The organism is Rhodococcus sp. RD6.2 (assembly GCF_001040705.1).
In the GTDB taxonomy this organism is placed as follows: Bacteria; Actinomycetota; Actinomycetes; order Mycobacteriales; family Mycobacteriaceae; genus Rhodococcus_G.
This window is the reverse complement of record NZ_CVQP01000006.1, coordinates 1-24087: the sequence shown is the minus strand read 5'-3', so window position 1 is coordinate 24087 and position 24087 is coordinate 1. Positions and strand designations below refer to the sequence as shown.

The following is a 24087-nucleotide window of genomic DNA, read 5'->3' as shown; positions in this document are numbered from 1 at the left end:
ACGCAGCGGATGTCACATGAATCGTCCGCCGGTGACGTCGAGCCGGGTGCCCGTCATGTAGGACGACAGGTCCGATGCCAGGAACAGGGCGACATTCGCGACCTCCTCGACCTCGCCCGCACGACCCATCGGGATCTCCGCCATCTTCTGATCCCACGCCTTCTGCGGCATCGACTCCGTCATCGCCGACCGGATCAGGCCCGGTGCGATCGCGTTGACGCGAATACCATGGTGCGCAAGTTCTTTCGCTGCCGCCTTCGTCATGCCGACGATGCCCGCCTTCGCGGCCGAATAGTTCGTCTGCCCGACCAGGCCGACCTTCCCCGACAGGGACGACAGGTTCACGATCGAGCCGGACTTACGCTCGCGCATGATCGGCGACGCCAGCCGAAGACCGTTCCACGTCCCCTTGAGGTGCACGGCGATGACCTGGTCGAACTGCTCCTCGGTCATGTTCCGCATCGTGGCATCGCGGGTGATGCCTGCGTTGTTGACGAGCACGTCGAGGCCGCCGAACGCCTCGAGGGCGGTGTCGAGCATCGCCTGGACGTCGTCGCCGGAGGTCACGTCGCAGCGCACGCCGCGCGCCACCTCGGCGCCGCCGAGCTTGTTCGCCGCCTCCTGCACGGCTGACTCGTCGATGTCACCGAGAACCACGCGAGCACCCTCGGCGATGAAGCGCTCGGCGATCGCAAAGCCGATTCCCTGTGCACCACCGGTGATCACGGCGGTACGGTCGGACAGCAATTGCATGGGAACTCCTCGAATCGGTACGGGGTGGGGCGCCGCCGAACGTGACGTGGCGCGGGCCGAATTCACCCTAACCACGGCCCCGTTCGCGAAGGAAGGGTCGAGCGCCGGATCCGCGATCCGAATTGACTAACGAAGGGGTAGGCCGATTCGTATTGGACGCGGGCGCGCCGGCCGGTGATGGTGGATGACATGACGACTGCTGTTCCGGCCGGTGCCGTGATTCCAGGTGGAGCCGAGGTCGGCGCCGAGGACTTCGCCGAGATCCTCGCGCAGACCAGGCGCTTCATCCGTTCCGTCGTGGTCCCGCGGGAACAGGAGATCGCCGACACCGACGCGATCCCGGACGACATCCGCGACGCGGCAAAGGAGATGGGTCTGTTCGGGTACGCCATCCCGCAGCAGTGGGGCGGACTCGGGCTGAACCTCGCGCAGGATGCCGAACTCGCGATGGAGTTCGGCTACACGTCGTTGGCGCTGCGGTCGATGTTCGGTACCAACAACGGCATCGCCGGGCAGGTGCTCGTCGGGTTCGGCACCGACGAGCAGAAGAAGCGGTGGCTCGAGCCGATCGCGTCCGGCGACGTCGTCGCGTCGTTCGCACTGACCGAACCCGGCGCGGGCTCCAACCCGGCAGGCCTGCGCACCAGGGCGGTCCGCGACGGCGATGACTGGGTGATCACCGGGGAGAAGCGGTTCATCACCAACGCCCCGCTCGCGAACCTGTTCGTGGTGTTCGCCCGCACCCGGCCCCGCGACGCGAACGGCGAAGGCATCGCCGTCTTCCTCGTCCCCGCCGACACAGCGGGTGTCGCTGTCGGGGCGAAGGACCGCAAGATGGGGCAGGAAGGTGCCTGGACGTCGGACGTGCACTTCAGTGACGTGCGGGTGCCCGCGGACGCGCTCGTCGGCGGCGACGAGGACGCCGGCTACCGCGCCGCAATGACGTCTCTGGCTCGGGGCCGGGTGCACATCGCCGCGCTCTCGGTCGGGCAGGCGCAGCGCGCACTCGACGAGTCCGTCACCTACGCCGCGACCGCCACCCAGGGTGGCAGCCCGATCGGGGAGTTCCAGCTCGTGCAAGCGATGCTCGCCGACCAGCAGACCGGAGTCATGGCGGGCCGTGCGCTGGTCCGAGACGCGGCGCGGGCGTGGGTCGAGGAGACGGACCGGCGCATCGCGCCATCGGTGGCGAAGCTGTACTGCACCGAGATGGTCGGCAAGGTCGCGGACCTCGCCGTGCAGATCCACGGCGGCAGCGGCTACATGCGGGACGTTCCCGTCGAGCGGATCTACCGCGACGTCCGCCTGCTGCGCCTGTACGAGGGCGCCAGCGAGATCCAACGCACGATCATCGGCCGCGGACTCCTCAGGGCCGCCTCGAAGGCCGTCTGACGTGGCGACCGGTCCGCTTCCGCTCGAGGGCTACCTGGTGGTGGCTCTCGAGCAGGCCGTCGCGGCCCCGCTCGCGACGCGGCACCTCGCGGACCTCGGGGCCCGCGTCGTCAAGATCGAACGGGTCGGTGAGGGCGACTTCGCGCGCGCCTACGACGACACCGTGCGAGGTCAGGCGTCGCACTTCGTCTGGCTGAACCGCGGCAAGGAGTCGGTCGCCGTCGACCTGAAGTCGGCGGAGGGCGTCGCGCTCGTCCGGGATCTCGTCGCCCGCGCGGACGTGTTCGTGCAGAACCTCGCGCCCGGCGCCGTGAACCGTCTCGGACTCGACGCCGACGCACTGCGCGACCGCGATCCCCGTCTCGTGGTGGTGAACCTGTCCGGCTACGGGACGGCGGGACCGATGCGGGACCGTCGCGCGTACGACCTGCTGATCCAGGCGGAAGCGGGACTCGTGTCGGTCACCGGAACCCCCGAGACCGCGACGAAGACGGGAATCCCGACGGCCGACATCGCCGCAGGGATGTACGCGCTGAACTCGGTGGTGTCCGCGCTCCTGCGCCGCGAACGGTTCGGGGTCGGCGCGACCGTCGACGTCTCGATGTTCGACGCGACCGCGGAGTGGCTCGGCCACCCGATGTACGTGCAGATGTACGCCGACCGGCAGGTCCCGAGGATGGGTCTGAGTCACGCGACGATCGCGCCCTACGACGCCTATCCGACCTGTGACGGCGAGATCCTGATCGGCGTCCAGAACGATCGCGGCTGGCGTGCACTCGTCGTCGATGTGTTCGGCCGTCCTGACCTCGCCGACGACCCGGAGCTGCGCACCAACGTCGACCGGGTCCGCAACCGCACGAAGTGCGATGCCGCCGTCGCCGCGGAGACGTCCGGCTGGACGACCCGCGACCTCGACGTCCGGCTCGCGGAGGTCGGGGTTCCCGCTGCGCAGGTCCGCGACGTGGCGGGTCTCGTCGCGCACCCACAGTTGCAGGAGCGGGAGCGATGGCGTGAGGTCGAGACCCCCACAGGGCCGGTGTGGGCGCTGCTGCCGCCGATGACGTTCCGCGACACCGAACTTCGCATGGGTGACGTGCCGCCGCTCGGCGCGCACACCGATGCCGTGCTCACCGAACTCGGGTACGGCGACCGGATCGCCGCACTGCGCGGTACGGGGGTCGTGGGCTGACGTTCGAGGTGCGGTTGGCGCACCCCGTTCGCCGCGTCCGCACCTGCGCTGCGCGGTCAATTCCCGTGTGCAATGGTCGATAACCATGCGCACTCGCGAGCGACGCCTCACCTACCGGGAAGTCGGCGCCACCGCGCACGAGCTGCCGGACGGGTACCACCACGTGCAGCGTTCGCGCGTGCTCGGGACCGGTGGCGCGCTGTTCGAGCGCGCTGCCGACGAGTTGCGCTCGTGGACGCTGCACGAGCGCGCCGGAGTGCGGGTGTCGGGTGGTCGTGTCGAGGTCGGGGACCGGGTGCGCCTCCGAATCCGGGTGGGCCCGCTGCCGGTCGTCGCGCACTGCGAGATCGTGTACGTCGTCGACGAGCCCCGCAGACGCGGCTTCGCGTACGGCACCCTGACCGGTCACCCCGAACGCGGGGAGGAACTGTTCTGCGTCGAATGGTGCGCCGACGACTCGGTCGTCCTCACGATCACCGCGTTCTCGCGTCCCGCGCTCTGGTGGTCGCGTCTCGGCGCCGTGCCGGCGCGATCGGTTCAGCGTCGCATCAGCGACCGCTACCTCGCCGCCCTCTGACGTGTCGCGCAGCCCTTTTCCTGCGTCCGCACCCCCGGTGCGCGCGCAATGCCCCAGTGCATACGGGGAGACGTGTGTGCACGCCGTCAGTCGACGATGGGCGCACCCTTGTCGAGTGCCGTCACCTCGTCGTGCAGGCGGGCCATCGTCCGGTCCAGCTCGGCGGCGGCGTCGGCGGCCTGCTTGAGTTCGTCGAGCAGGCGTGGCGGGACCGCGCGGTCGAACTTGTAGTAGATCTTGTGCTCGAGACTGGCCCAGAAGTCCATCGCGATGGTGCGGATCTGGATCTCGACGTACGTCGGCTCGGTGCGGTCCGACAGGTACACCGGCACCTGCACGATCAGGTGCAGGCTCTGGTAGCCGTTCGGCTTCGGGTTCGCGATGTAGTCCTTGACCTGCACCAGCGTCACGTCGGGTTGGCTGGTGAGCATCTCGGCGACCCAGTACGCGTCGGACACGAAGGCGCAGGTGACGCGGATTCCGGCGATGTCACGGATCTGTTCGCGAATCGACTCGATGTCCGGCGGGCAGCCGATCCGCACGGCCTTCGTCACCAGCGACTCCATCGACTTGAGTCGGGTGTTGACGTGTTCGATCGGGCTGTAGTCGTGCGACTGCTCGAACTCCTCACGCAGGATGTTGATCTTCGTCAGGGTCGCGTCGATTGCGAACTTGTAGTTGAGCCGGAAGCCGGCCAGGCGTTGCTGGAGTTCTCGCAGTGTCTCCAGGGTCGGGGGTTCCGGCGGCGCCTCCAGCTCCATTCCGGTCAGATCGCGGAACAGGTCGCCGAGGATGACCAGTTCGGGCTCGATGCCGCCATCGGTCAGGTGGGTGCTCACGTGGAATCGTCCTCACTTCGATTGCTCGCCACCCATTGTGCCCGTCGACCATGTGTGCAGCCTGTGAGCGAGAGCCCTCCACACACGAAATCCCGCGTCCGCACCCCCTCTGTACAGGCAGAAGAGGTGCGGACGCGGGAAACGGCGTGCGAACGCGGCGAACTACGCCGAAGCGGACTTCGACTGAAGGTCGAGCGCGATGTCGATGAGCATGTCCTCCTGGCCGCCGACGAGGCGACGCTTGCCCGCCTCGAGGAGGAGGGTGCGGACGTCGACGCCGTAGCGCGCCGACTGGATCTCTGCGTGCCGCAGGAAGCTGGAGTAGACACCGGCGTAGCCGAGGGTCAGGGTCTCGCGGTCGACGCGGACCGGGCGGTCCTGCAGCGGGCGGACGATGTCGTCGGCGGCGTCCTGCAGTGCGAACACGTCGCAGCCGTGCTTCCACTCGTAGAGGTCCGCCACCGCGACGAACGCCTCGATGGGGCAGTTGCCCGCGCCGGCGCCGTGCCCGGCGAGCGACGCGTCCACACGGTAGACACCCTCCTCGACTGCGACGACCGAGTTGGCCACCGACATGGAGAGGTTCTCGTGGGCGTGGATGCCGATCTCGGTGCCCTCGTTGAGGATGTCGCGGTACGCGCGGACGCGGTCGCGGACGCCGGTCAGCGTCAGTCGTCCGCCCGAGTCGGTGACGTAGACGCAGTGCGCGCCATACGACTCCATCAGCTTCGCCTGCTTCGCCAGCTCCTCGGCGGGCGCCATGTGGCTCATCATCAGGAAGCCCGAGACGTCCATGCCGATCTCGCGTGCGGTCTCGATGTGCTGTGCGGAGACGTCGGCCTCGGTGCAGTGTGTCGCGATGCGCACCGAGCGCACACCGAGCTTGTAGGCGTGCTTGAGTTCCTCGATGGTGCCGACGCCGGGCAGCAGCAGCGTGGTGAGGCGGGCGTTCTTGATCGCGTCCGCCGCGGCCTCGATCCACTCCCAGTCGGTGTTCGAGCCGGGGCCGTAGTTCACCGATCCGCCCGCGAGGCCGTCACCGTGCGCGACCTCGATCGCGTCGACGCCCGCGTCGTCGAGGGCGGTGACGATCCGCTTGACGTCCTCGGGCGAAATGCGATGGCGCACCGCGTGCATGCCGTCGCGGAGGGTGACGTCCTGGACGAAGACGGTGGGGTTGGCGCTCATCGGGTGGCTTCCTTCTTCTGGGCGATCCGCTCCGCGATCTGCATGCCGGCGGAGGTCATGATGTCGAGGTTGCCCGCGTAGGTGGGCAGGTAGTGTCCGGCGCCCTCGACCTCGAGGAAGATCGAGACCTGGTGGGTGGGACGGTTGTTGTCGACGAGCAGCGTCTCGACCGGCTGGTCGGACGGGATCTCGGTGATCTGGACCTGCTGCTTGAGGCGGTAGCCGGGCACGTACGCCGCGACGTCGCCGACCATCTTCTCGACCGACTGACGGATCTCGTCGTGGGTGGCCGGGTCCGGCGCATCGACGAGGCAGAAGACCGTGTCGCGCATCATCAGCGGCGGCTCGGCCGGGTTGAGGATGATGATCGCCTTGCCGCGCTTGGCGCCACCGACGGAGACGATCGCGCTGGACGTGGTCTCGGTGAACTCGTCGATGTTGGCGCGGGTGCCCGGGCCTGCGGACTTCGACGCGATCGACGCGACGATCTCGGCGTACGCGACCGGGACGACGCGGGAGACGGCCGCGACCATCGGGATGGTGGCCTGGCCACCGCACGTCACCATGTTCACGTTCGGTGCGTCGAGGTGCTCGTCGGCGTTGACGGCGGGCACCACGAACGGGCCGATCGCGGCGGGGGTGAGGTCGATGAGGCGCTTGCCGAGCGCGCCGAGACGCTCGTTGTTCACGACGTGCGCCTTCGCGGACGTCGCGTCGAAGACGATCTCGATCTCGTCGAAGTTCGGGAGGGCGACGAGGCCCTCGACGCCGTCGGACGTGATCGGCACGCCGAGCGAGGCGGCGCGGGCGAGACCGTCGGAGGCGGGGTCGATGCCGACCATCGCGCCCATCTCCAGGTTCTCGGAGTGGTTCATCACCTTGATCATCAGGTCGGTGCCGATGTTGCCGGAGCCGATGATGGCGACCTTGGTTCGCTTGTCTGTCATAGGAGTCAGTCCTTCGAGAAGGTGGCGTTGACGGTGCCGAGAGTGGACAGCTCGGCGCGGACGACCGAGCCGGGCGGGGTGGGGGCCAAGGGCCCCAGGGAGCCGGTGAGGACGACCTGCCCGGCGAGTAGGGGCTGGCCGTACTCGCGGGCGGTGCGGGCGAGCCAACCGAGTGCGACCAGCGGGTCGCCGAGGCAGGCCGCGCCGGTTCCCTCGGAAGCCAGTTCGTCGTCGATCCACATCTGCATCGTGACGCCGACGGGTTCGACCTCGTCGAGGGTCAGCCAGTTGTCGGCGATCACGTACAGGCCGGACGACGCATTGTCGGCGACGGTGTCGGTGATGTGGACGTCCCAGTTGGTGATGCGGGAGTCGACGATCTCGATGGCGGCCGCGAGGCCGGAGACGGCGGCGCGGATCTGCGCGTCGTCGAGGTCGCCGTCGACCAGGTCGGCGCCGAGGCGCATCGCGATCTCGGCTTCGGCGCGGGGCTGGAGCAGGCGGTCGCTGGGGACCTCCGTCAAGCCTGAGACGTCCATGTCGTCGAGCAGGACTCCGAAGTCGGGCTGCGTGACACCGAGCTGCTGCTGGACAGCGGCTGAGGTTGCGCCGATCTTGCGGCCGACCACGACAGCACCCGCGGCGACCCGGGCCGCGATCAACTGCTGCTGCACCGCGTAGGCGGCGGCGATGTCGGTGGAGCCGAGTACGTCCCGGACCGGTGCGCACGGCACACCGGTGTCGGCGGCCGCGGTCAATCGTGCCAAGGCGTCCGAGACTGCTACGGAGCCGTCGAGTGGCGTCATCGAAGTAATCCTCGTCGTCGTGTTCGTCGGAGTGTGAAGCGCATCGGGTCCTGTGGATGAGCGCTGACGACGACTGTGCCCGCCGTGTCACGGCCAGCGCGAGGGTCGAGTTCCGAAGAGCGGAACTTTGCAGGTCAGGACGCTACCGGTTCAGGGCGTGTGCGATTCGGTTCGGGGTCGGCGCGCGAGGGTCGCGGAGATCCCGGCCGCCGCCGCCCGCACCTGGGTGGCATGGGCCTGAGGACGGAATCGAGTGATGGGCCCGGTCGCACTGACTGCGGCGATGGGACGGTCGGATGCGTCGAGCACCGGCGCCGCGACGCACACGATCCCGACGGCCGCTTCCTCGAACTCGAACGACACGCCGGCCTCGACGATGGTGTCGAGTTGCTTGGCGAGCATTCCGGGCGCGGTGATGGTGCGCGGTGTACGGCGCGGGAGGGGCCCGGACAGGACCTCGGAACGAAGCTCGTCGCGTGCGTGCGCCAGCAGTGCCTTACCGATCGCCGTGCAGTGCAACGGCATTCGGCCGCCGATTCGCGACGGCGAGCTCGCCTGCCGGTGCCCGCCGATCTTCGCGACGTACACGACCTCCGCGTCCTCGAGGACGCCCAGGTGCACCGTCTCGTGGGTGCGTTCGTAGAGGTCCTCCATGAAGGGCGTCGCGACCTCGATCAGACCGCGCTCGACGGAGGCGCGCATCCCCAGCTCGAACAGTTGCCTGCCCAGGCGGTATCTGGAGTCGTCGCGGTCGAGCAGTCGTACCGCGACCAGTTCGGTGAGCAGGCGGTGCAGTGTCGCCTTCGGCAGACCGGTCCTGCGCTGCAGTTCCGCGAACCCGACGCCGTGGTCGTCGGCGGTGAAGGCGGACAGGACCACCATCGCCTTGCCGAGCACGGTGTTCATGGATGCAGACTACGCAGTGCTGTCACCTCCGCGACGCGCCGTCCGAAAGTGCACGACTTCCCGAAGGTGGAACCTGTGTCATTCTCGGGGTCATGAAAATTTCACATCGAATCGCATCGGTTGCAGCTGCCGGATTGTTGGGGGCGGCGTTGTCCGTGACGGCACCGGGTGTGGCGAGCGCCGCGGATCCGTGCACACTCGGATGGTCGAACACGGGACCGCGCGCATGCGTGATGACGCCCGTCTCGATAGCTCCGGTTCTGACGCTGGGGAACGGTATCTGCCCCGGTATTCTGATGGCGTCCGGGACCGCGTTCGACGGACCGCTGGGCGGGTGGTCGACCCCTGCGGGTGCTGTGCATTCCGTCGAACTTCGCATCTCGCAGGGCTACTCACCGCTCGGCGAGTGGGGATCGACGGTCGGGGCATGCGACGCGACCGCGATCGTCGACTGGCAGAACTTCGACACCGGGCGAAGCGGCTCGGTGACTCGGCACATCCCGGCGCACAAGACGAGTGTCAGTCCGGAGATCGTGCCGGTGGAGACGGGCCAGGGGCGTGTGCGGCTCACCGTCCGGACCGACACGCCGAGCATCCCCATGTCCACCGACGTCGTCGTACCCTGACGCCAGGTCGGGAATCGAGAAACCAGGCAGATCCATTCCGCTTCGCACACAGCGCTTCTCGTCGGAGGCGCTGTGTGCGAAGCGGAGTCGTGTCAGAACAGGACCGACTCGAGTTCCTTGCTGTACGGACGGATTCCGTCGAGATCGCCTGCGGCGACCTTCTTCACCCAGTACGGGTCGGCGAGGACGGCGCGGCCGAGGCCGACGAGGTCGAACTCGCCTCGCTCGTACAGGTCCAGCAGCGGCGCGAGTGACAGCGACGCCTGGCCCTCGGCGGCGTCCCCGAGGAACGGAGCCGCGACGCCGACCGACCCGAGTGCGATGACCGGCAGCCCTGTCAGGTGCTTCGTCCATCCGGCGAGGGTGCGGTCGGAGTCGTCGAATTCGGGTAGCCAGTAGCGGCGCGTCGAGACGTGCAACACCGACACGCCTGCCTCGACGAGCGGGGTGAGGGTCTGCTCGAGTTCGCCCGGGTTCTCCGCGATGCGGGCGTCGTAGTGGCCGCCCTTCCACTGCGAGAACCGGTACAGGATCGGGAAGTCCGCACCGACACGCCGCCGGATCTCGGTGACGATCTCCGCGCCGAGGCGCATCCGGTTCGCGATCGACCCGCCGTAGGAGTCGGTGCGCCGGTTCGTGCGAGCCCAGGTGAACTGGTCGAGCAGGTAGCCGTGCGCGCCGTGCAGCTCGATGCCGTCGAAGCCGATCTCCTTCGCGTCCACCGCGGCGCGCGCGAACGCGTCGATGATGCCCTCGATGGTGGAGTCGGTCGCGGTCTCACCGGCCGGCTCACCCCCGAGTCCGATCCCGGACGGGCTGATCACCGGTGCGTCGTGGTTGGGACCCGCGCCCGCGATCCGGGTGACGCCGAGGTGCCACAGCTGCGGGACGATCCGACCGCCCTCCGCGTGCACCGCCTCGACGACCCGCCGCCAGCCGGCGAGTGCGTCCTCGCCGTAGAAGACGGGGACCTTGCCGCTGGCGCCCGCGGAGAACTCGTCGACGTAGGTGCCCTCGGTGACGATCAGGCCGAGCGAGGAAGCGCGCCGCGCGTAGTACTCGGCGACGGCGTCGTCGGGGGTGTTGGCGGGCGAGAACTTCCGCGTCATCGGGGCCATCACGAAGCGGTTGGACAGCTCGAGGCCGCCCACCGTGGCGGGGGCGAGCAGCGGCGCGATGTCGGTGCCGTCGAGCAGGGTGCTCGCCGGGGTGCTGCCGGTGGTCTCGTTGCGCAGGTCGGTCATGTGATCTCCGTGTGCGTCGGGGTCGGGCGGTGGGTCAGGGTCGGTCGTTCGCGGTGAGAACGGCGTCGAGCAGTCCGGGGAAGCGGGCATCGAGGTCGGCGCGGCGCAGGGCGAGCCTGCGGTTGCGTCCGCGTAGTTCGCTGTCGACGACTCCGGCTTCTCGGAGCACCTTCACCTGGTGCGACTTCGTGGATTTCGGCAGGTCGGTGCCGAGGGCGGCGCAGTCGACCATGTCCTGCGGGCCTGCCGCCAGTTCGCGAACCAGTGCGAGTCGGGCGTCGTCACTGAGCGCGAACAGGACGGCCGTGAGTTCGATGTCCTCGCGGTCGGGGTGAGGCAGCTTGGAAATCTCAGGCATGGTTCGAGAATAGTTGAACCTTCACGGCCCATACCGTAACTTGAGCTAATGGTTCCAATCAAGTCGAACCGTTTGGTCGACGCGCCGCCCACCGTCACGGCCCCTCGCGACCTCGGACGTCCCGGTGCACGCGGATTCCGACTGGTCCTGTTCGCGGCCACCGCGATGATGGCCGGGGCGAGCGCGCCGTCCCCGTTCTATCCCGTCATCCAGGCGGAACTCGGATTCACGCCTGTCACCACGACCGTGGTCTTCGCCGTCTACGCGATCGCCCTGCTCGCCACCCTCCTCGTGGTCGGATCGGTCTCCGACCACGTCGGCAGGCGCCCCGCGATCTCCGTCGGCTTCGTGATTCTCGCGCTCAGCGTCGTCCTGTTCTGGCACGCCGACGCCGTCACCGGTTTCGTGGCCGCCCGCGTGCTGCAGGGCGTCGCGAGCGGGCTGCTGCTGTCCGCGCTGTCGGCGGCCGTCGTCGACCTCGAACCCCGCGACCGGCCCGGATCCGCCGCAGTGTGGAACGCCGTGACGCCGATGGTCGGACTCGCGGTCGGCGCGCTCGTGTCGGGGATCGTCCTCGACCGGTCCGGTCACGCCGCCGCCGGGGCGGTCTTCGGCACGCTGACGGTCCTCTACCTCGTGCTGGCGGCGGCAGTGTGGACCGTGCCGGAGACGGCCCCGCGCCACGGAGGACTGCTCGCGTCGCTGCGGCCGCGGGTCGCGCTGCCGCGGGACGTGCGGACGGTGTTCGTGCGCAGCGCGCCCGCCGTCTTCGCGGGCTGGGCCACCGGCGGCCTGTACCTCTCGCTCGGACCGGCGATCGTCGCCTCGGAACTCCACGGCACGTCGCATCTGTCGCAGGGACTCGTCGTGACGCTTCTCGCGGGCACCGGCGCGCCCGCCGCCTACCTGATCCGCAACCGCACTCCGCGCGTCATCACCCTGTTCGGGACGATCGCGCTCGCGGTCGGAACTGCGGCCACACTGGTCGCTCTCGCGGTCGGTTCACTGCCCGCGTACTACCTCGCCGTGATCGTCGCCGGGGCTGGCTTCGGTACGGCGTTCTTCGGGGTGCTGCGCTCGATCACGCCGCTGACCCGGCCCGACGACCGGGCCGAGGTGTTCGCCGCGGTGTTCGTCGTCAGCTACGTCGCGTTCGGAGTTCCCGCGGTGGTTGCCGGACTGCTCGTCCCGCACCTCGGGTTGGCGACGACCGCGTACGGGTACGGCGTCGTCATCGTCATCCTCGCGACGACGGCCGCGCTGCTGCGCAGGTTCGGCTCCCGCGACTGACGGGACGCCGACCGTCAGCCGACGGTGCCGGTCTGCAGAAAGGTCAGGAGATCGGCGTTGATCGTGTCGGCATGCGTGGTGGGCATGCCGTGCGGAAAGTCCTTGTACGTCTTGAGGGTTCCGTTCTTCAGGAGTTCCGCGGACTTCGGGCCGGAGGCCACGTAGGGAACGATCTGATCGTCCTCACTGTGCATCACCAGTACCGGCACGGTGATCTTCGTGAGGTCCTCGGTGAAATCGGTCTGGGAGAAGGCGACGATCCCGTCGTAGTGAGCTTTCGCTCCGCCCATCATGCCCTGACGCCACCAGTTGTCGATGACGGCCTCCGAGGGCTTCGCTCCCGGCCGGTTGTAGCCGTAGAAGGGTCCCGACGGCAGGGCGCGGTAGAAGTCGGAACGGCTCGCCGCCAGTTGTGCCTGCAGATCGTCGAACACCTCCTTGGGCAGGCCTTCGGGATTCGTTTTCGTTCTCACCATCAACGGCGGGACAGCGGCGATGAGCACGGCCTTGGCCGCCCGGTCCTCGCCGTGGCGGGCCAGGTAGCGCACCACTTCGCCGCCTCCGGTGGAGTGGCCGACATGGACGGCGTCCGAGAGATCGAGATGGTCCACCAGCGCGGCGAGGTCGTCGGCGTAGTGGTCCATGTCGTGACCGTCGGCGACCTGTGTGGACCTACCGTGGCCGCGGCGGTCGTGGGCGATCACCCGGTAGCCCCGCTGCAGGAAGAGCAGCATCTGGGTGTCCCAGTCGTCGGCTGACAGTGGCCAGCCGTGGCTGAAGACGATGGGCTGGCCGCTGCCCCAGTCCTTGTAGAAGAGGTCGACTCCGTCAGTGGTCGTGATGGTGGGCACGATCGGTCTCCTGTCGCCGGGGCGTCAAGCCTGCTGGGGCGGAGCATAGCCACGGGCGGGCCCCGTGCCTTGACTGTGCGTGCACGGTTGTCACCCGACGGTGCGGCTGGGCCCGAATCCGGTGAAAGTGCCGACCGGGTCCGGCGCCGGGTCGATAATCCGTGTGACAGCCGAGTGCCCGGCCTCGAACGGAGCGGTGGATATGAGCTACGACGTCATCGTCAGGAGCGGCCGATGGTTCGACGGCACCGGCGCGCCCTCCGCGACCAGGCACCTCGGCATCCGTGACGGAAAGGTCGCCGTCGTGTCCGCGCAGCCGCTCGACGAGGGTGGCTGCCCCCGGGTGATCGATGCGTCCGGCAAGTGGGTGCTGCCCGGCCTGATCGACATCCACACCCACTACGACGTCGAGATCCTGGAGTCGCCCTCGCTGTCGGAGTCGGTGCGGCACGGCGTCACGTCGGTGTTCCTCGGGTCCTGTTCGCTATCGACCGTGCATGCCTCCCCGTCGGATGCGGGGGACCTGTTCGCTCGAGTGGAGGCGATCCCGCGGCGTCACGTCGTCGGCGCCCTGGAGGAAGCGAAGACGTGGATGTCGGCGCGGGACTACGTCGACGCGCTCGAGGCTCTGCCCCTCGGTCCGAACGTCGCGGCGTTTCTCGGTCATTCCGACATGCGCGCCGCGCAGATGGGTCTCAACCGTGCTACTCGGAAGGATGTGCGCCCCAGCGATTTCGAACTCGCGAACATGGAGGCCATGCTCACCGAGGCGCTGGATGCCGGGTTCGTGGGGATGTCGACGCAGCAGTTGCTGTTCGACAAGCTCGACGGCGTCACCTGCCGGTCGCGCACGCTCCCGTCCACCTACGCGAAGTCGCGGGAACGGCGACGGCTCAACACGATCCTGCGTCGCCGGGGTCGGGCACTGCAGGCCGGGCCCGACCTGACGAGTCCGTTCAGCCTCGCGAGTCTCATCCTCGGCAGCACGGGTCTCGGGCGGACGAAGCTCAAGACGAGCCTGCTGTCGGCCGCCGACATCAAGTCCAACCCGTACACCATCCGGATTCTCGGACCGATCGCCGCGATCGTGAAGCGGCTCCGCGGCGATCTGCGGTGGCAGCACCTGCCGGTGCCGTTCGAGGTGTACGCCGACGGCATCGACCTCGTGGTGTTCGAGGAGTTCGGTTCCGTGGCTGCGGCATTGCACCTGTCGGACGAGATCGAGCGCAATGCCCTGCTGCGGGACGAGGAGTATCGGCGCTGGTTCCGCAAGGACTACGACAAGAGGTTCGGGGTCAAGGTGTGGCACCGCGACTTCTTCGACGCGGACATCGTCGCCTGCCCCGATGGGTCGGTGATCGGAAAGACGTTCGGTCAGGTCGGCGTCGAACGCGGCGGGGTCCATCCCGTCGACGCGTTCCTCGACCTCGTCGTCGAGTACGGAACGAAACTGCGCTGGCGCACCACCATCTCGGGTCATCGTCCCGAGATCCTGGACATGCTCGCGCGGACTCCCGGTGTGCAACTGGGGTTCTCGGACGCGGGCGCGCACCTGCGGAACATGGCGTTCTACAACTTCGGCCTGCGGTTCCTGCGCCGTGTCCGCGATTCCGAGCGGGCGGGTCGTCCGTCGGTGACGCTGGAGCAGGCCGTGCACCGGCTGACGGGTGAACTCGCCGACTGGTACGACATCGACGCCGGGCACCTGCGTGAGGGCGACCGCGCGGACCTCGTCGTGATCGACCCGGCGCACCTCGACGACACCCTCGACGCCTACGCCGAGTCCGCGATGCCCGCGTACGACAACCTGTCGCGGATGGTGAACCGCAACGACGACGCCGTCACCGCTGTCCTCGTCGGTGGCGAGTACGTCTTCGGTGCGGGCGTGGCCGCCGACGTGCTCGGCGTGACGCGGACCGGACGCTTCCTGCATGCCGGGGAGCGCACCGCCCGCTGATCGATCCCGTCCCGGGCAATGCCCCGGGCTTCGCTCGCCGCTTCCGTAGGCGCGTCCTCTCCCGACCGCGAGATCGACTGTCGCAGTTGGTCAATTGTCCACATGAGCTTTCCGCGGCGGTGCTCGCCGCCCCGTCGCGAACCGTCGCAGCGTGTGTCCTTGACCACATTGCGAGGGCCGTGATGCGCATTTGCCCCACATGCTGAGCACTCGGTCAGCATGTGGGTTGGGGGAGCGGGCCGGAAGGTCTTTCGGGTCACGATCGGCTGCCCCGGCCGCGGCGGAAATCGGCCCCGACGACACGCGGGATGGTGGTGAGGCTCGATGGCACAGGTGAAGGTCCGCACGGACGTGACCGGCGACGACGTCGTCGCCGCATCTGCGCGCGAGGGGTCGGACGGGGCGGGGCCGGACGCGGTGGGGGTGTCCGGTTCTGCCGGGGAGTCGAGACGGTCCTCGGTCTCCGAGATAGTCCGATGGATGCGCGGCTACCTGCAGCGACACCCGGTGGCCTCGTTCGAGACCGTCGGTGGGCAGTCCGTCCTCGGGATCCGCGCGATTCAGTACCTGATCCTCGTGGACCTGCCGTGAGTCCGAAACGGATACCCGGGCCCAGATGCTCCGGACGTGGCGCTGAGCGGTCGGTCAGCCCACGCTAGAATCTGCGGGAATTTTTGCGCAGGAACCCTGAATGAGTGCGAGATGTCGAGGCGGAGGTGGGAAAGCGTGACGACCCGCAGGATCGGTGCGCCGGATGCGAAGAATCGAGGGGTACTGCTCGACGCGGCGGAACAGCTCCTCCTCGCGGAGGGCTACGCGGCGGTCAGCTCGCGTCGGGTCGCCGAACAGGCTGGCCTCAAACCGCAACTGGTGTACTACTACTTCCGCACGATGGACGAACTGCTCCTCGAAGTCTTCCGGCGGCGCGCCGAGCAGGGTCTGGAGTACCAAGCGCAGCTGATGAAGTCGGAGCAGCCGCTGTGGGCGCTGTGGGACTTCAGTACCGATCCGAACGCGGTCGTGGTGACCCAGGAGTTCATCGCGATGGCCAACCATCGGCCGGGCATCCGCCAGGAGATCGCCGACTATTCCGAACGGTTCCGGGCGGCGCAGGTCGAGGCCCTGTCGGAGATCCTGCCGCGCTACGGCGCCGATCCACAGTTGACTCCCGCGCTGGTGTCGGTGCTGATGACCAGCCTGTCCCGGGTCATGGTCATGGAGTCGCACCTCGGTGTCACCGGTGGGCACGACGAGACCTTCGCGATGGTCGAGGACATGCTGCACCGCTACGAAGGGGAACGCCGACCGCACTCTGTCTGACGAGTCCGGCACAATCGCCGAGTGGGCGAAACCGGTGAGCGTGTGAAGACAGGTCGAAGTGCAGTGCGACGGGCGGCGGGAATCGTCGCGGGAGTCGCCCTCGTGGCGTTCGCGGCGGCGTGCTCGTCGCAGTCCGTGGAGGGAACGGCGGTCGCCGTGCCGTCGGTGATCGCCAGCCAGGACGTCGGCGACGGCGGCGGCAGCACCGACTTCGTGGCCGACGTCGGCGACTGCGTGAAGCTCGGCGGGACCGTCGACGAAGCCGAGATCGAGCACGCAGCGTGCGGCGGCCCCGACTCCAACTACAAGGTCATCGGCAAGGCGACGGAGAACGCGGAGTGCCCGTCGGACGCCGACCAGGTGTACTACGAGACCTTCCACGACATCGAGCAGGGCGCCCTGTGCCTGGACATCGACTGGGTGATCGGCGGCTGCATGAGCATCCCCGACCACGGGGACGACGAGCCGTTCCGCGTCGAATGCAGCGACCCGGCCGCGGGCCAGATCGAACGGGCGACCGAGATCATCGAGGGCGCCACCGACGTCGACGACTGCGCGGAGGGCGGCTTCACACACCCCGAGCGCCGGTTCACGGTGTGCACCGAGTCGGTGATCCCGCAGTAGTGCGTTCCGGACCGCCGCTACGCTGTGGCGATGCCAGTAGTCAGCCCTGACCTCGCGGGACGCGTGTTCCCGCCGCAGCGCTACCTCGTCGGTCGCGAGAAGATCCGCGAGTTCGCTCGCGCATTGCGCTCCGAGAACCCGCTGCACCACGACGTCGACGCCGCCCGCGCCGCCGGATTCGGCGACGTCATCGCACCGACGACATTCACGTCCGTCATGCAGGGCAGGGCGGTGCTCCAGCTCGTGGACGACCCCGACGTGCATCTCGAACCCAGTCGGGTCGTCCACGGCTCCGAGAAGATCGAGCATCGGCGTCCCATCGTCGCGGGGGACGAACTCTCCACGACGATGACCGTGACCGAGGTGACCGAGCGTGCGGGCAATGCCCTCCTGACCACTGTCTTCGCGATCGAGGACGCCGACGGCGAACGGGTTGCGACCATCAGCTCCACCCTGCTCGTTCGAGGAGATGACGCATGAGCGCCCCGAAGTTCGCCGAACTCGAGGTCGGGACCATCGTCGCCAAGTCCGACCTGGTCCTCACGCGTGAGGACCTCGTCCGCTATGCGGGTGCGTCCGGGGACACGAACCCGATCCACTACAACGACGCCGTCGCGGCGAAGGTCGGCCTGCCGGGGGTTCTCGCGCACGGCATGCTGACCGCGGGTGTCGCACTGCAGGTCGTCGTCGACTGGATCGGGGACCCGTCCACCGTCGTGTCCTACGAGACCCGCTTCACGCGGCCGGTCGTCGTCGACCCGTTCGACGGCGCTGCCGTGTCGGTGTCGGTGAAGGTGGGCCGACTCGACGCCGAGGCCCGCACCGCCCGACTCGACATCACCGTCGGTCACGGCGGGCAGACCGTGCTCGGCAAGACGCAGGCACTCGTGCAACTACGCGACTGAGCCTGCGCGCTTCACGGGTACGCGGTTGCGTTCACCGTGAACGGAAGGCGTGACCGGGCAACCGGCGCGGCCTACGTTCGACGGGGCAACACCAACGGTGACTTCACGAAGGGTGCGGGCGTATGGATCTGGGACTGGATGGCAAGCGAGCGATCGTCACCGGCGGCAGCCGGGGAATCGGGCGGGCCGTCGCCCGGGGGCTCGCACTCGAAGGCGTCGACGTGGTGATCGCCGCCCGCGATCCGGAAGCGCTCGAACTCGCCGCGAAGGAACTTGCGCAGGAGACCGGCCGCCGCGTCGTCGCCGTTCCCACCGACACCGGCGACGAGGACGCGGTCCGTGCGCTCGTGCAGCGCACCGTCGACGAGTTCGGGGGTGTGGACATCCTCGTGAACGCTGCCGCGACTCCGTGGAGTGCGGGCAAGCCAACCGATTTCGACTCCACCACCGACGACGTGGTTCGCGGGGAAGTGGAGATCAAGGTTCTCGGCTACCTGCGCACCGCGAGAGCCGTGGCACCGCACTTCGTAGAGCAGGGCTGGGGCAGGATCGTCAACATCAGCGGACTCGGTGCACGGCAGGCGAGTTCGATTGCGCAGACCATCCGCAACGTCAGTGTCGCCGCGCTGACGAAGAACCTCGCGGACGAGCTCGGTCCGCACGGCGTCAACGTGACGGTGGTCCACCCCGGGCGCACCCGCACCGAACGGCTGACCGAACGATTCACCGAACAGGCCAGGATCGACGGCGTCACCGTCGAGGAACTCGAGGACGGTATCGCCACCAACTCGATTCGACGCCTCGTCGACGCGTCGGAGGTTGCCGACGTCGTCACCTTCCTAGCGTCGCCGCGCAGCATCGCCATCACCGGCGACGCCGTCGCGGCTGGCGGTGGTGTGCCCGGAGCCGTCTACTACTGACCGAAACGCCGCGCACGCCTGCGTCGTTCGTGGAGTCCACGATGTGAGGGAGGCGAGGGCTTCCCTCACATCGTGGGTCGTGGGCGGCCACGCCGCGGACGGTTCGGGTGCCTCCGCGGTGGGCCGCGCCGGTCAGCGCAGGTTCGGGTTGTTGAATTCGGGGATCTCGATCTTGATCGGTCGCAGTTCGCTCATGTAGAGCAGCACGAACTGTCGGAGGAACTCGTCGAACATCCAATACGCCTCCGGGGCGAGCGGGACCGGGAGCAGGCCCTCGCGAACGGCGATGAACGGACCCCAAGCGGTGTCGAGGAGGCCGCCCCAGAGGAGCTCGCGGGGGATGTGCAGCCAGTCCGCGACCTCGTCGCCGAGCATGAATCGGGTCAGAGCACCGAGTATGGGCCGGCTCAGCAGGGTGAAGTCGAGTCCGGCGCCGAGGTCGAGGAGGGTGTCGGCGAGCTTGATGCCTTCCGGGGTGGGCGCGAGGATCGGGTCGAGCACCTGCGTGGCCTGGGATTCGGCTTCGTTCCACGTCGATGGGATGTACTGATCTTCGATGCCGAGCATGTGGGCGCTCAGCTGCCATGTGTGCAGGAACCCCTCGGACTCCGCGGCGGGGATCGAGACCTTCCACTCCTTGAGGGTTCGCATGACCGTCGTGGGCAGACTGTGCCACGTGACCATCATGTCGTGCTGGCTGATCGGAATGCCCTCGGGTGCCGCGTTGGTCCAGTGCGGTGACTGCGGAAGCAGATGCCGGACAGCGGCGTGCACCAGGCGCGTCTTGAGGCTGGTCACGATCATCTCGCCGTCGGGCTGGAAGGCGTTCGGGGTGCCGACGTCGTAGCCGAGTTTCGCTGTCCGGGAGATGCGGCGCTTCATGTTCGCGCCACCCTTGGAGTAGTAGACCGCCAGCGCTTCCTTCGGGATGACGGTGCTCATCATGCCGCTGGCGAAGCCGTAGAGGACTCCGAGGTAGAGGCCGCGCTTCTGGTTGAACCTCGCGGCGGCGGCGAACTTGCCCGGGTCGGCCCACGCGGGGAGTTGACGGTGGCGTTCGAGGAAGTCGTGCAGGTCTGCGGGCAGCCCGTCCGGCAACGGCTGTCCGTTCTTGTTCCAATTGCGTAGCAGCGCATTGACTTTCGGTACCGCACCGCGGGCGAAGAGTGACGCGACCAGGGGGTCGGCCTCGGTGTCCCACACGGTTCGGGGATCTGCCCCGGTTCCGGTTCCGATGACCGATCCCTTCGGTGACCACGTCCACAGGGGGCGAGCCCCCGCGGGTGCCGCCATCGCGAGGGCGCCGACTGCGCCCAGTGTCCCGCCCGCCTTCAAGACGGTGCGCCGGTTGAGCTGATCCATGTGTGACCCCCATTGTCGATGCCGAGATGTCGCGAAGAGTGGTGCAAAGATACAAAGAGCGTTTCTTTGTATCTTTGTATCAGCATGTGATCCGGGCCACAAGAGAGGGAATTGGTTGGCCACGACACGGGGCGGATACGATCAGACGGCGCTCCAGGAGGTGCTTGTGGAACCCGCTCCGCCCGGTGACGACCCGTCCACCGCCCGCTCATTGCTCGAACGTGCGTATGTCGATGCCGTCGAGCAGGCCGACGAGGCCGACTCCGTGCGCGCTCGCCTGCTCGACGCCGCCTACGAGCAGTTCAGTCGCACCGGCATCCAGCGCACGTCGATGGAAGAGGTGGCCAAGCGCGCCAACCTCTCCCGCATCACGCTCTATCGGAGATTCGCGACGAAGGACGTTCTCGTCGAGCAGGTGATCCACCGCGAGTTCCGCCGCTACTTCGAGCAGTACATCGTCGACATCACCAGTGCCAAGACCGTCGCCGATCGCATCGTCTTCGGATTCGTCAGCTCACTTCGGGCCATCTCCCGCAACCCGCTCATCGGTGGACTCCTCGATTCCGAGCCGAGTTTGCTCGGCTCCATCGTCGGTGACGACGGACGCACCCTCGCGGCTGTGCGGGAGTTCGTCGCCGGTCAGCTCCATCGCGAGCAGGAGGCGGGCAACATCACCGCCGACCTCGACACCGACCTCACCGCCGAGTTGATGGTGCGGATCTCCGCCTCGTTCCTGATGGTGCCGAGTCAGATCGTCGACCTCGACGACGACGAGCAACTCACTGCCATCGCGCGGCGATACCTGGTTCCGATGGTGGAGACCGTCGAACCTCATTGAGAGCAAGACGTTTCGTCTCGTTCTCGGTGATTTGGCCTGCGGTTGTCATCACGATCTCTGCGTCCCCGCGGCCGTGACCGGGAGTCAGGGTTCGGGGGAGCCGGATACGACGTCCATCCAGCGGAGCATCGCGTCGACGGCGTCGGCGGGACCGCCGTGTCCGCCGTCCTCGGCCCACTCGGAGAGGGCCGCGAACGATGCGGCCTGGTATGCGGTGGCCAGCGCCCGCGCGACGGCGTCCGGCATCTCGGGGGCGCGCCGGCCGATGTATCCGGCGAGCTCCGTGATCCACGGTCGATAGGCAGTGGACGCCATCGCGGACAGTTCGGGCTCGCCGGCGATCAGGCGCAACCAGTCGGTGCTCGCGCGCTGTACGCGCGGATCGTGAGAGACGGAGTCGACGATAGCGCGCCGTACCGCCTCGGACAGCGGCGTCGAATCGTCGGTGCGGGAAAGGGTCTCGCGAAGCCGGGCGGTGGCGGATGCGACACCGACCCAGGCGATCGCCGACTTCGCCGAGAAATGCCTGATGAGCGTGCGGCTGCTGATCCCGGTGGCGTCCGCGAGGTCGGCCCAGCTCGTGGCGGAGTAGCCGCGATCCGCCCACAGGCGGAATGCGGTCTCGGCGACGGCCTCGGGTTCGAGCACCGTCGGACGACCTCGCCCTCGCGTCGTCGTGGGTGAGGGAGTCGCGTTCGTGCCGTCTTCCCGGTTCACGTCCTGAGCACACCATTATTGGCATAGTATGTCAAATATCTACGAACGGCGACAGTGGCACGAAAAAGTATGAAGGGGAACAACTGTGGGTGTCTACGCGGTGACCGGATCCGCCTCGGGTATGGGACGCGCGGTCGCGGACAAGCTCCGAGCCGCCGGACACACCGTCATCGGAGTCGATGTCAAGGAAGCTGACGTCGTTGCCGATCTGTCCACCGACAGCGGCCGGCAACGCGCCGTGCGTGAGGTGCTCGCCGCCGTGAACGGACGCCTCGACGGCGCCGTCCTGGCGGCTGGTCTCGGGCCGGGACCCGGCAAGGATCGCCCCAGGGTCATCGCGCAGGTCAACTACTTCGGTGTCGTCGACCTGCTCGAAGGATGGCGGTCGGCGCTCGCGGCATCCGCCTCCGCCAAGGTGGTGGTGTTCTCCAGCAACTCGACCACGACCACCCCCGCCGTCCCTCGGCGCACGGTGCGTGCCCTCCTGGGCGGGGACGCGGACAAGGCAGTCAAGTCCGTGCGACTGTTCGGCCGCGGGGCGTCCGCGATCATGTACGCGGGCTCGAAGATCGCCGTCAGCAGGTGGATTCGCCGCACCGCCGTCCGGGGCGATTGGGCAGGCGCGGGCATTCGCCTCAACGCGCTCGCGCCCGGCGCGATCATGACGCCACTGCTGGAGGAGCAGCTCTCGAACCCGACCGAATCGAAAGCCGTCCGGGCCTTCCCCGTCCCTGTCGGAGGCTTCGGTGATGCCGGGCAGCTCGGAGACTGGGCGGTGTTCATGCTCTCGGACGCCGCGGACTTCCTCTGCGGAAGTGTCGTCTTCGTCGACGGTGGTTCGGACGCCTACTTCCGCCCGGACGCCTGGCCGCGGCCGGTTCCGCTGACTCGGATCGCGACCTACCTGTTCCGGTTCGTCCGTTTTCGGCGTTAAGGCGCCAGGTCCACCCTGCGGAGGTGGTCGCCGTAGAGTGCGGCCGCGTCGGCGTCCAGTCCGGCGTCCGTGACGATGGCGTCCACCTCCGCGAGCGTCGCGACGCGGGCCAGGGCGCGCTGACCGAACTTGGAGCTGTCGGCGAGGACGGCGGTGCGGGCTGCCGCCGCGATCATGGCCCGCTTGACGGGGATTTCGAGGGTGTTGGTGTTGGTGATTCCGGCGACGGGGTCGATGGCATCGGCCCCGAGGAACGTCCAGTCGACGGAGTAGTCGGAGAGGAACTCGACAGTCCGCTCGCCGACGAGGGTGAACACCGAGCCGAGGAGTTCGCCGCCTGCGACGAGAAGCCGGACGTCCGGGAACGTCGCCACGAACTTCCCGATCCGCAGGTCGTTGGTGATGACGGTCAACCCCGACCGGTTCCGCAGAGCGGCAGCGACCTGATATGTGGTCGAGCCGCTGTCGAGGATGACGCTGTCGCCGTCGCTGACAAGTGCGGACGCCTCCTGTGCGATGGCCATCTTCTCGTCCCGACTGACGTGTTCCTTTACCGCATAGGGTATTTCGGAGTGTGCACCCTCGATCGGCCGCGCGCCACCGTGGGTTCGTTCCGCCTTGCCGAGGCGGACGAGGGCGTCGAGGTCGCGGCGGATGGTCGACGCGTCGACATCGAGGTCACGCGAGAGTGTCTTGGCCTCGACGTAGCCGTCGGCGAGGAGTCGCTCGAGTATCTGGTGTCGTCTGGTGCTCGCGGACAAGCGGTTCCTCCTCGGGCGATGACCGGCTTCTTCGTGGGCGACGCCCGCCGATACTAGCCGCCTGCTGCTCGCGTATTGACAGCCGAACACCCCCTTTGCATGATTACGGGCAACTAGTGCGCGAAATCGCGCAAGTGCGCGACCGCCGCGCGCAGCACCACCGACCGGAGGATGACAGTGGCATTGAAGCTGGGGTACAAGGCGTCGGCGGAGCAGTTCGGTCCGCGTGAGTTGGTGGAGTTGGCGGTGTTGGCGGAGTCGCGGGGGATGGATTCGGCGACGGTGTCGGATCATTTTCAGCCGTGGCGGCACAACGGTGGTCATGCGCCGTTTTCGTTGGCGTGGATGACGGCGGTGGGGGAGCGGACGTCGACTCTGCAGTTGGGGACGAGTGTGTTGACGCCGACGTTTCGGTACAACCCGGCGGTGATTGCGCAGGCGTTCGCGACGATGGGGTGCCTGTATCCGGGGCGGGTGATGCTCGGGGTGGGGACGGGTGAGGCGCTCAACGAGATCGCCACCGGCTACTCCGGGGAGTGGCCGGAGTTCAAGGAGCGGTTTGCGCGGTTGCGGGAGTCGGTGCGGTTGATGCGGGAGTTGTGGACCGGTGACCGGGTGGATTTCGAGGGGGAGTTCTACAAGACGGTGGGGGCGTCGATCTATGACGTGCCGGAGGGTGGGATTCCGGTGTACATCGCGGCGGGTGGTCCGGTGGTGGCGCGGTATGCGGGTCGGGCGGGGGATGGGTTCATCTGTACTTCGGGTAAGGGTATGGATCTGTAC

General features: G+C 68.1%; 27 protein-coding genes. 15 read left to right on the top strand and 12 right to left on the bottom strand.

Annotated features, from left to right (window positions below):
- Positions 1–12: 12 nt before the first annotated feature.
- Positions 13–753: a 3-oxoacyl-ACP reductase FabG gene (gene fabG / locus RHCRD62_RS10250; protein ID WP_050064628.1), complete on the bottom strand. Its 741-nt coding sequence runs from the start codon at positions 751–753 to the stop codon at positions 13–15.
- A gap of 189 nt (positions 754–942) precedes the next feature.
- Here fabG and RHCRD62_RS10245 point away from each other — a divergent pair, with 189 nt between their 5' ends.
- The 3 genes from RHCRD62_RS10245 (at position 943) to RHCRD62_RS10235 (ending at position 3911) form a co-directional block, all read left to right on the top strand.
- Positions 943–2145: an acyl-CoA dehydrogenase family protein gene (locus RHCRD62_RS10245; protein WP_050065197.1), complete on the top strand. Its 1203-nt coding sequence runs from the start codon at positions 943–945 to the stop codon at positions 2143–2145.
- A gap of 1 nt (position 2146) precedes the next feature.
- Positions 2147–3334, top strand: coding sequence for a CaiB/BaiF CoA transferase family protein (locus tag RHCRD62_RS10240; protein ID WP_050064627.1), 1188 nt, complete (start codon positions 2147–2149; stop codon positions 3332–3334).
- 85 nt (positions 3335–3419) lie between these two features.
- The gene (locus RHCRD62_RS10235) at positions 3420–3911 is read left to right on the top strand and encodes a DUF1990 domain-containing protein (protein WP_050064626.1); all 492 of its coding nucleotides are present in this window, start codon (positions 3420–3422) and stop codon (positions 3909–3911) included.
- Positions 3912–3997: 86 nt separating this feature from the next.
- Here the strand turns inward: RHCRD62_RS10235 and RHCRD62_RS10230 are convergent, their stop codons facing one another.
- From RHCRD62_RS10230 to RHCRD62_RS10210, 5 genes are all read right to left on the bottom strand, one after another.
- A complete protein-coding gene (locus tag RHCRD62_RS10230) occupies positions 3998–4750 on the bottom strand; it encodes a GTP pyrophosphokinase (protein ID WP_216596628.1) in 753 nt (250 codons plus the stop codon).
- Between the two features lie 162 nt (positions 4751–4912).
- Entirely contained in the window at positions 4913–5938 is a 1026-nt protein-coding gene (gene dmpG, locus RHCRD62_RS10225) for a 4-hydroxy-2-oxovalerate aldolase (RefSeq protein WP_050064625.1), read from the bottom strand.
- Positions 5935–6885 carry an acetaldehyde dehydrogenase (acetylating) gene (locus RHCRD62_RS10220; RefSeq protein WP_050064624.1) on the bottom strand — a complete coding sequence of 317 codons (951 nt, stop codon included), beginning with the start codon at positions 6883–6885 and terminating at the stop codon, positions 5935–5937. Before RHCRD62_RS10220 ends, dmpG begins: the two co-directional genes overlap by 4 nt.
- Positions 6886–6890: 5 nt before the next feature.
- A complete protein-coding gene (locus tag RHCRD62_RS10215; RefSeq protein ID WP_050064623.1) occupies positions 6891–7691 on the bottom strand; it encodes a 2-keto-4-pentenoate hydratase in 801 nt (266 codons plus the stop codon).
- Between the two features lie 150 nt (positions 7692–7841).
- Complete coding sequence (locus RHCRD62_RS10210; protein ID WP_050064622.1) at positions 7842–8597, bottom strand: IclR family transcriptional regulator; 756 nt, start codon at positions 8595–8597, stop codon at positions 7842–7844.
- Positions 8598–8689: 92 nt separating this feature from the next.
- Between RHCRD62_RS10210 and RHCRD62_RS10205 the strand changes: the two genes are divergently transcribed.
- The gene (locus RHCRD62_RS10205) at positions 8690–9223 is read left to right on the top strand and encodes a hypothetical protein (RefSeq protein WP_253277278.1); all 534 of its coding nucleotides are present in this window, start codon (positions 8690–8692) and stop codon (positions 9221–9223) included.
- A 92-nt stretch (positions 9224–9315) separates the two neighbouring features.
- Here the strand turns inward: RHCRD62_RS10205 and RHCRD62_RS10200 are convergent, their stop codons facing one another.
- Positions 9316–10467, bottom strand: coding sequence for an NADH:flavin oxidoreductase (locus RHCRD62_RS10200; RefSeq protein WP_050064621.1), 1152 nt, complete (start codon positions 10465–10467; stop codon positions 9316–9318).
- Positions 10468–10501: 34 nt separating this feature from the next.
- The gene (locus RHCRD62_RS10195) at positions 10502–10825 is read right to left on the bottom strand and encodes an ArsR family transcriptional regulator (RefSeq protein WP_050064620.1); all 324 of its coding nucleotides are present in this window, start codon (positions 10823–10825) and stop codon (positions 10502–10504) included.
- Positions 10826–10873: 48 nt separating this feature from the next.
- Between RHCRD62_RS10195 and RHCRD62_RS10190 the strand changes: the two genes are divergently transcribed.
- Positions 10874–12115 (top strand): MFS transporter, encoded by a 1242-nt coding sequence (locus RHCRD62_RS10190; RefSeq protein WP_050064619.1) that lies wholly within the window; start codon positions 10874–10876, stop codon positions 12113–12115.
- A gap of 14 nt (positions 12116–12129) precedes the next feature.
- Here RHCRD62_RS10190 and RHCRD62_RS10185 read toward each other — a convergent pair whose 3' ends face one another.
- Positions 12130–12966, bottom strand: a complete 837-nt coding sequence (locus tag RHCRD62_RS10185) for an alpha/beta fold hydrolase (protein WP_050064618.1) — start codon at positions 12964–12966, stop codon at positions 12130–12132.
- Positions 12967–13168: 202 nt separating this feature from the next.
- On the opposite strand from RHCRD62_RS10185, the gene RHCRD62_RS10180 reads away from it, so the two are divergent.
- The 7 genes from RHCRD62_RS10180 (at position 13169) to RHCRD62_RS10150 (ending at position 18692) form a co-directional block, all read left to right on the top strand.
- Positions 13169–14923, top strand: a complete 1755-nt coding sequence (locus RHCRD62_RS10180; protein ID WP_050064617.1) for an N-acyl-D-amino-acid deacylase family protein — start codon at positions 13169–13171, stop codon at positions 14921–14923.
- A 324-nt stretch (positions 14924–15247) separates the two neighbouring features.
- Complete coding sequence (locus tag RHCRD62_RS10175; RefSeq protein WP_050064616.1) at positions 15248–15514, top strand: hypothetical protein; 267 nt, start codon at positions 15248–15250, stop codon at positions 15512–15514.
- Between the two features lie 135 nt (positions 15515–15649).
- Positions 15650–16243, top strand: coding sequence for a TetR/AcrR family transcriptional regulator (locus tag RHCRD62_RS10170; RefSeq protein ID WP_253277277.1), 594 nt, complete (start codon positions 15650–15652; stop codon positions 16241–16243).
- Positions 16244–16306: 63 nt separating this feature from the next.
- Positions 16307–16867, top strand: coding sequence for an LppU family putative lipoprotein (locus tag RHCRD62_RS10165; protein WP_253277276.1), 561 nt, complete (start codon positions 16307–16309; stop codon positions 16865–16867).
- Between the two features lie 30 nt (positions 16868–16897).
- On the top strand, positions 16898–17347 hold the full coding sequence (locus RHCRD62_RS10160) for an FAS1-like dehydratase domain-containing protein (RefSeq protein WP_050065193.1): 450 nt from the start codon (positions 16898–16900) through the stop codon (positions 17345–17347).
- The gene (locus RHCRD62_RS10155; protein WP_050064614.1) at positions 17344–17772 is read left to right on the top strand and encodes a MaoC/PaaZ C-terminal domain-containing protein; all 429 of its coding nucleotides are present in this window, start codon (positions 17344–17346) and stop codon (positions 17770–17772) included. Before RHCRD62_RS10160 ends, RHCRD62_RS10155 begins: the two co-directional genes overlap by 4 nt.
- Positions 17773–17894: 122 nt before the next feature.
- Complete coding sequence (locus tag RHCRD62_RS10150; RefSeq protein ID WP_050064613.1) at positions 17895–18692, top strand: SDR family NAD(P)-dependent oxidoreductase; 798 nt, start codon at positions 17895–17897, stop codon at positions 18690–18692.
- 132 nt (positions 18693–18824) lie between these two features.
- Here the strand turns inward: RHCRD62_RS10150 and RHCRD62_RS10145 are convergent, their stop codons facing one another.
- Entirely contained in the window at positions 18825–20054 is a 1230-nt protein-coding gene (locus RHCRD62_RS10145; RefSeq protein ID WP_050064612.1) for an oxygenase MpaB family protein, read from the bottom strand.
- A 166-nt stretch (positions 20055–20220) separates the two neighbouring features.
- Between RHCRD62_RS10145 and RHCRD62_RS10140 the strand changes: the two genes are divergently transcribed.
- On the top strand, positions 20221–20892 hold the full coding sequence (locus RHCRD62_RS10140) for a TetR/AcrR family transcriptional regulator (RefSeq protein ID WP_050064611.1): 672 nt from the start codon (positions 20221–20223) through the stop codon (positions 20890–20892).
- 84 nt (positions 20893–20976) lie between these two features.
- Here RHCRD62_RS10140 and RHCRD62_RS10135 read toward each other — a convergent pair whose 3' ends face one another.
- Positions 20977–21540 (bottom strand): TetR/AcrR family transcriptional regulator, encoded by a 564-nt coding sequence (locus tag RHCRD62_RS10135; protein ID WP_253277275.1) that lies wholly within the window; start codon positions 21538–21540, stop codon positions 20977–20979.
- 154 nt (positions 21541–21694) lie between these two features.
- On the opposite strand from RHCRD62_RS10135, the gene RHCRD62_RS10130 reads away from it, so the two are divergent.
- Entirely contained in the window at positions 21695–22543 is an 849-nt protein-coding gene (locus RHCRD62_RS10130; protein WP_050064609.1) for an SDR family oxidoreductase, read from the top strand.
- Here RHCRD62_RS10130 and RHCRD62_RS10125 read toward each other — a convergent pair.
- Positions 22540–23304, bottom strand: coding sequence for a DeoR/GlpR family DNA-binding transcription regulator (locus RHCRD62_RS10125; protein WP_050064608.1), 765 nt, complete (start codon positions 23302–23304; stop codon positions 22540–22542). The genes RHCRD62_RS10130 and RHCRD62_RS10125 overlap by 4 nt on opposite strands.
- Before the next feature lie 171 nt (positions 23305–23475).
- Here RHCRD62_RS10125 and fgd point away from each other — a divergent pair.
- The coding region (gene fgd / locus RHCRD62_RS10120) for a glucose-6-phosphate dehydrogenase (coenzyme-F420) (protein WP_084734188.1) at positions 23476–24087 on the top strand (612 nt) is incomplete at its 3' end.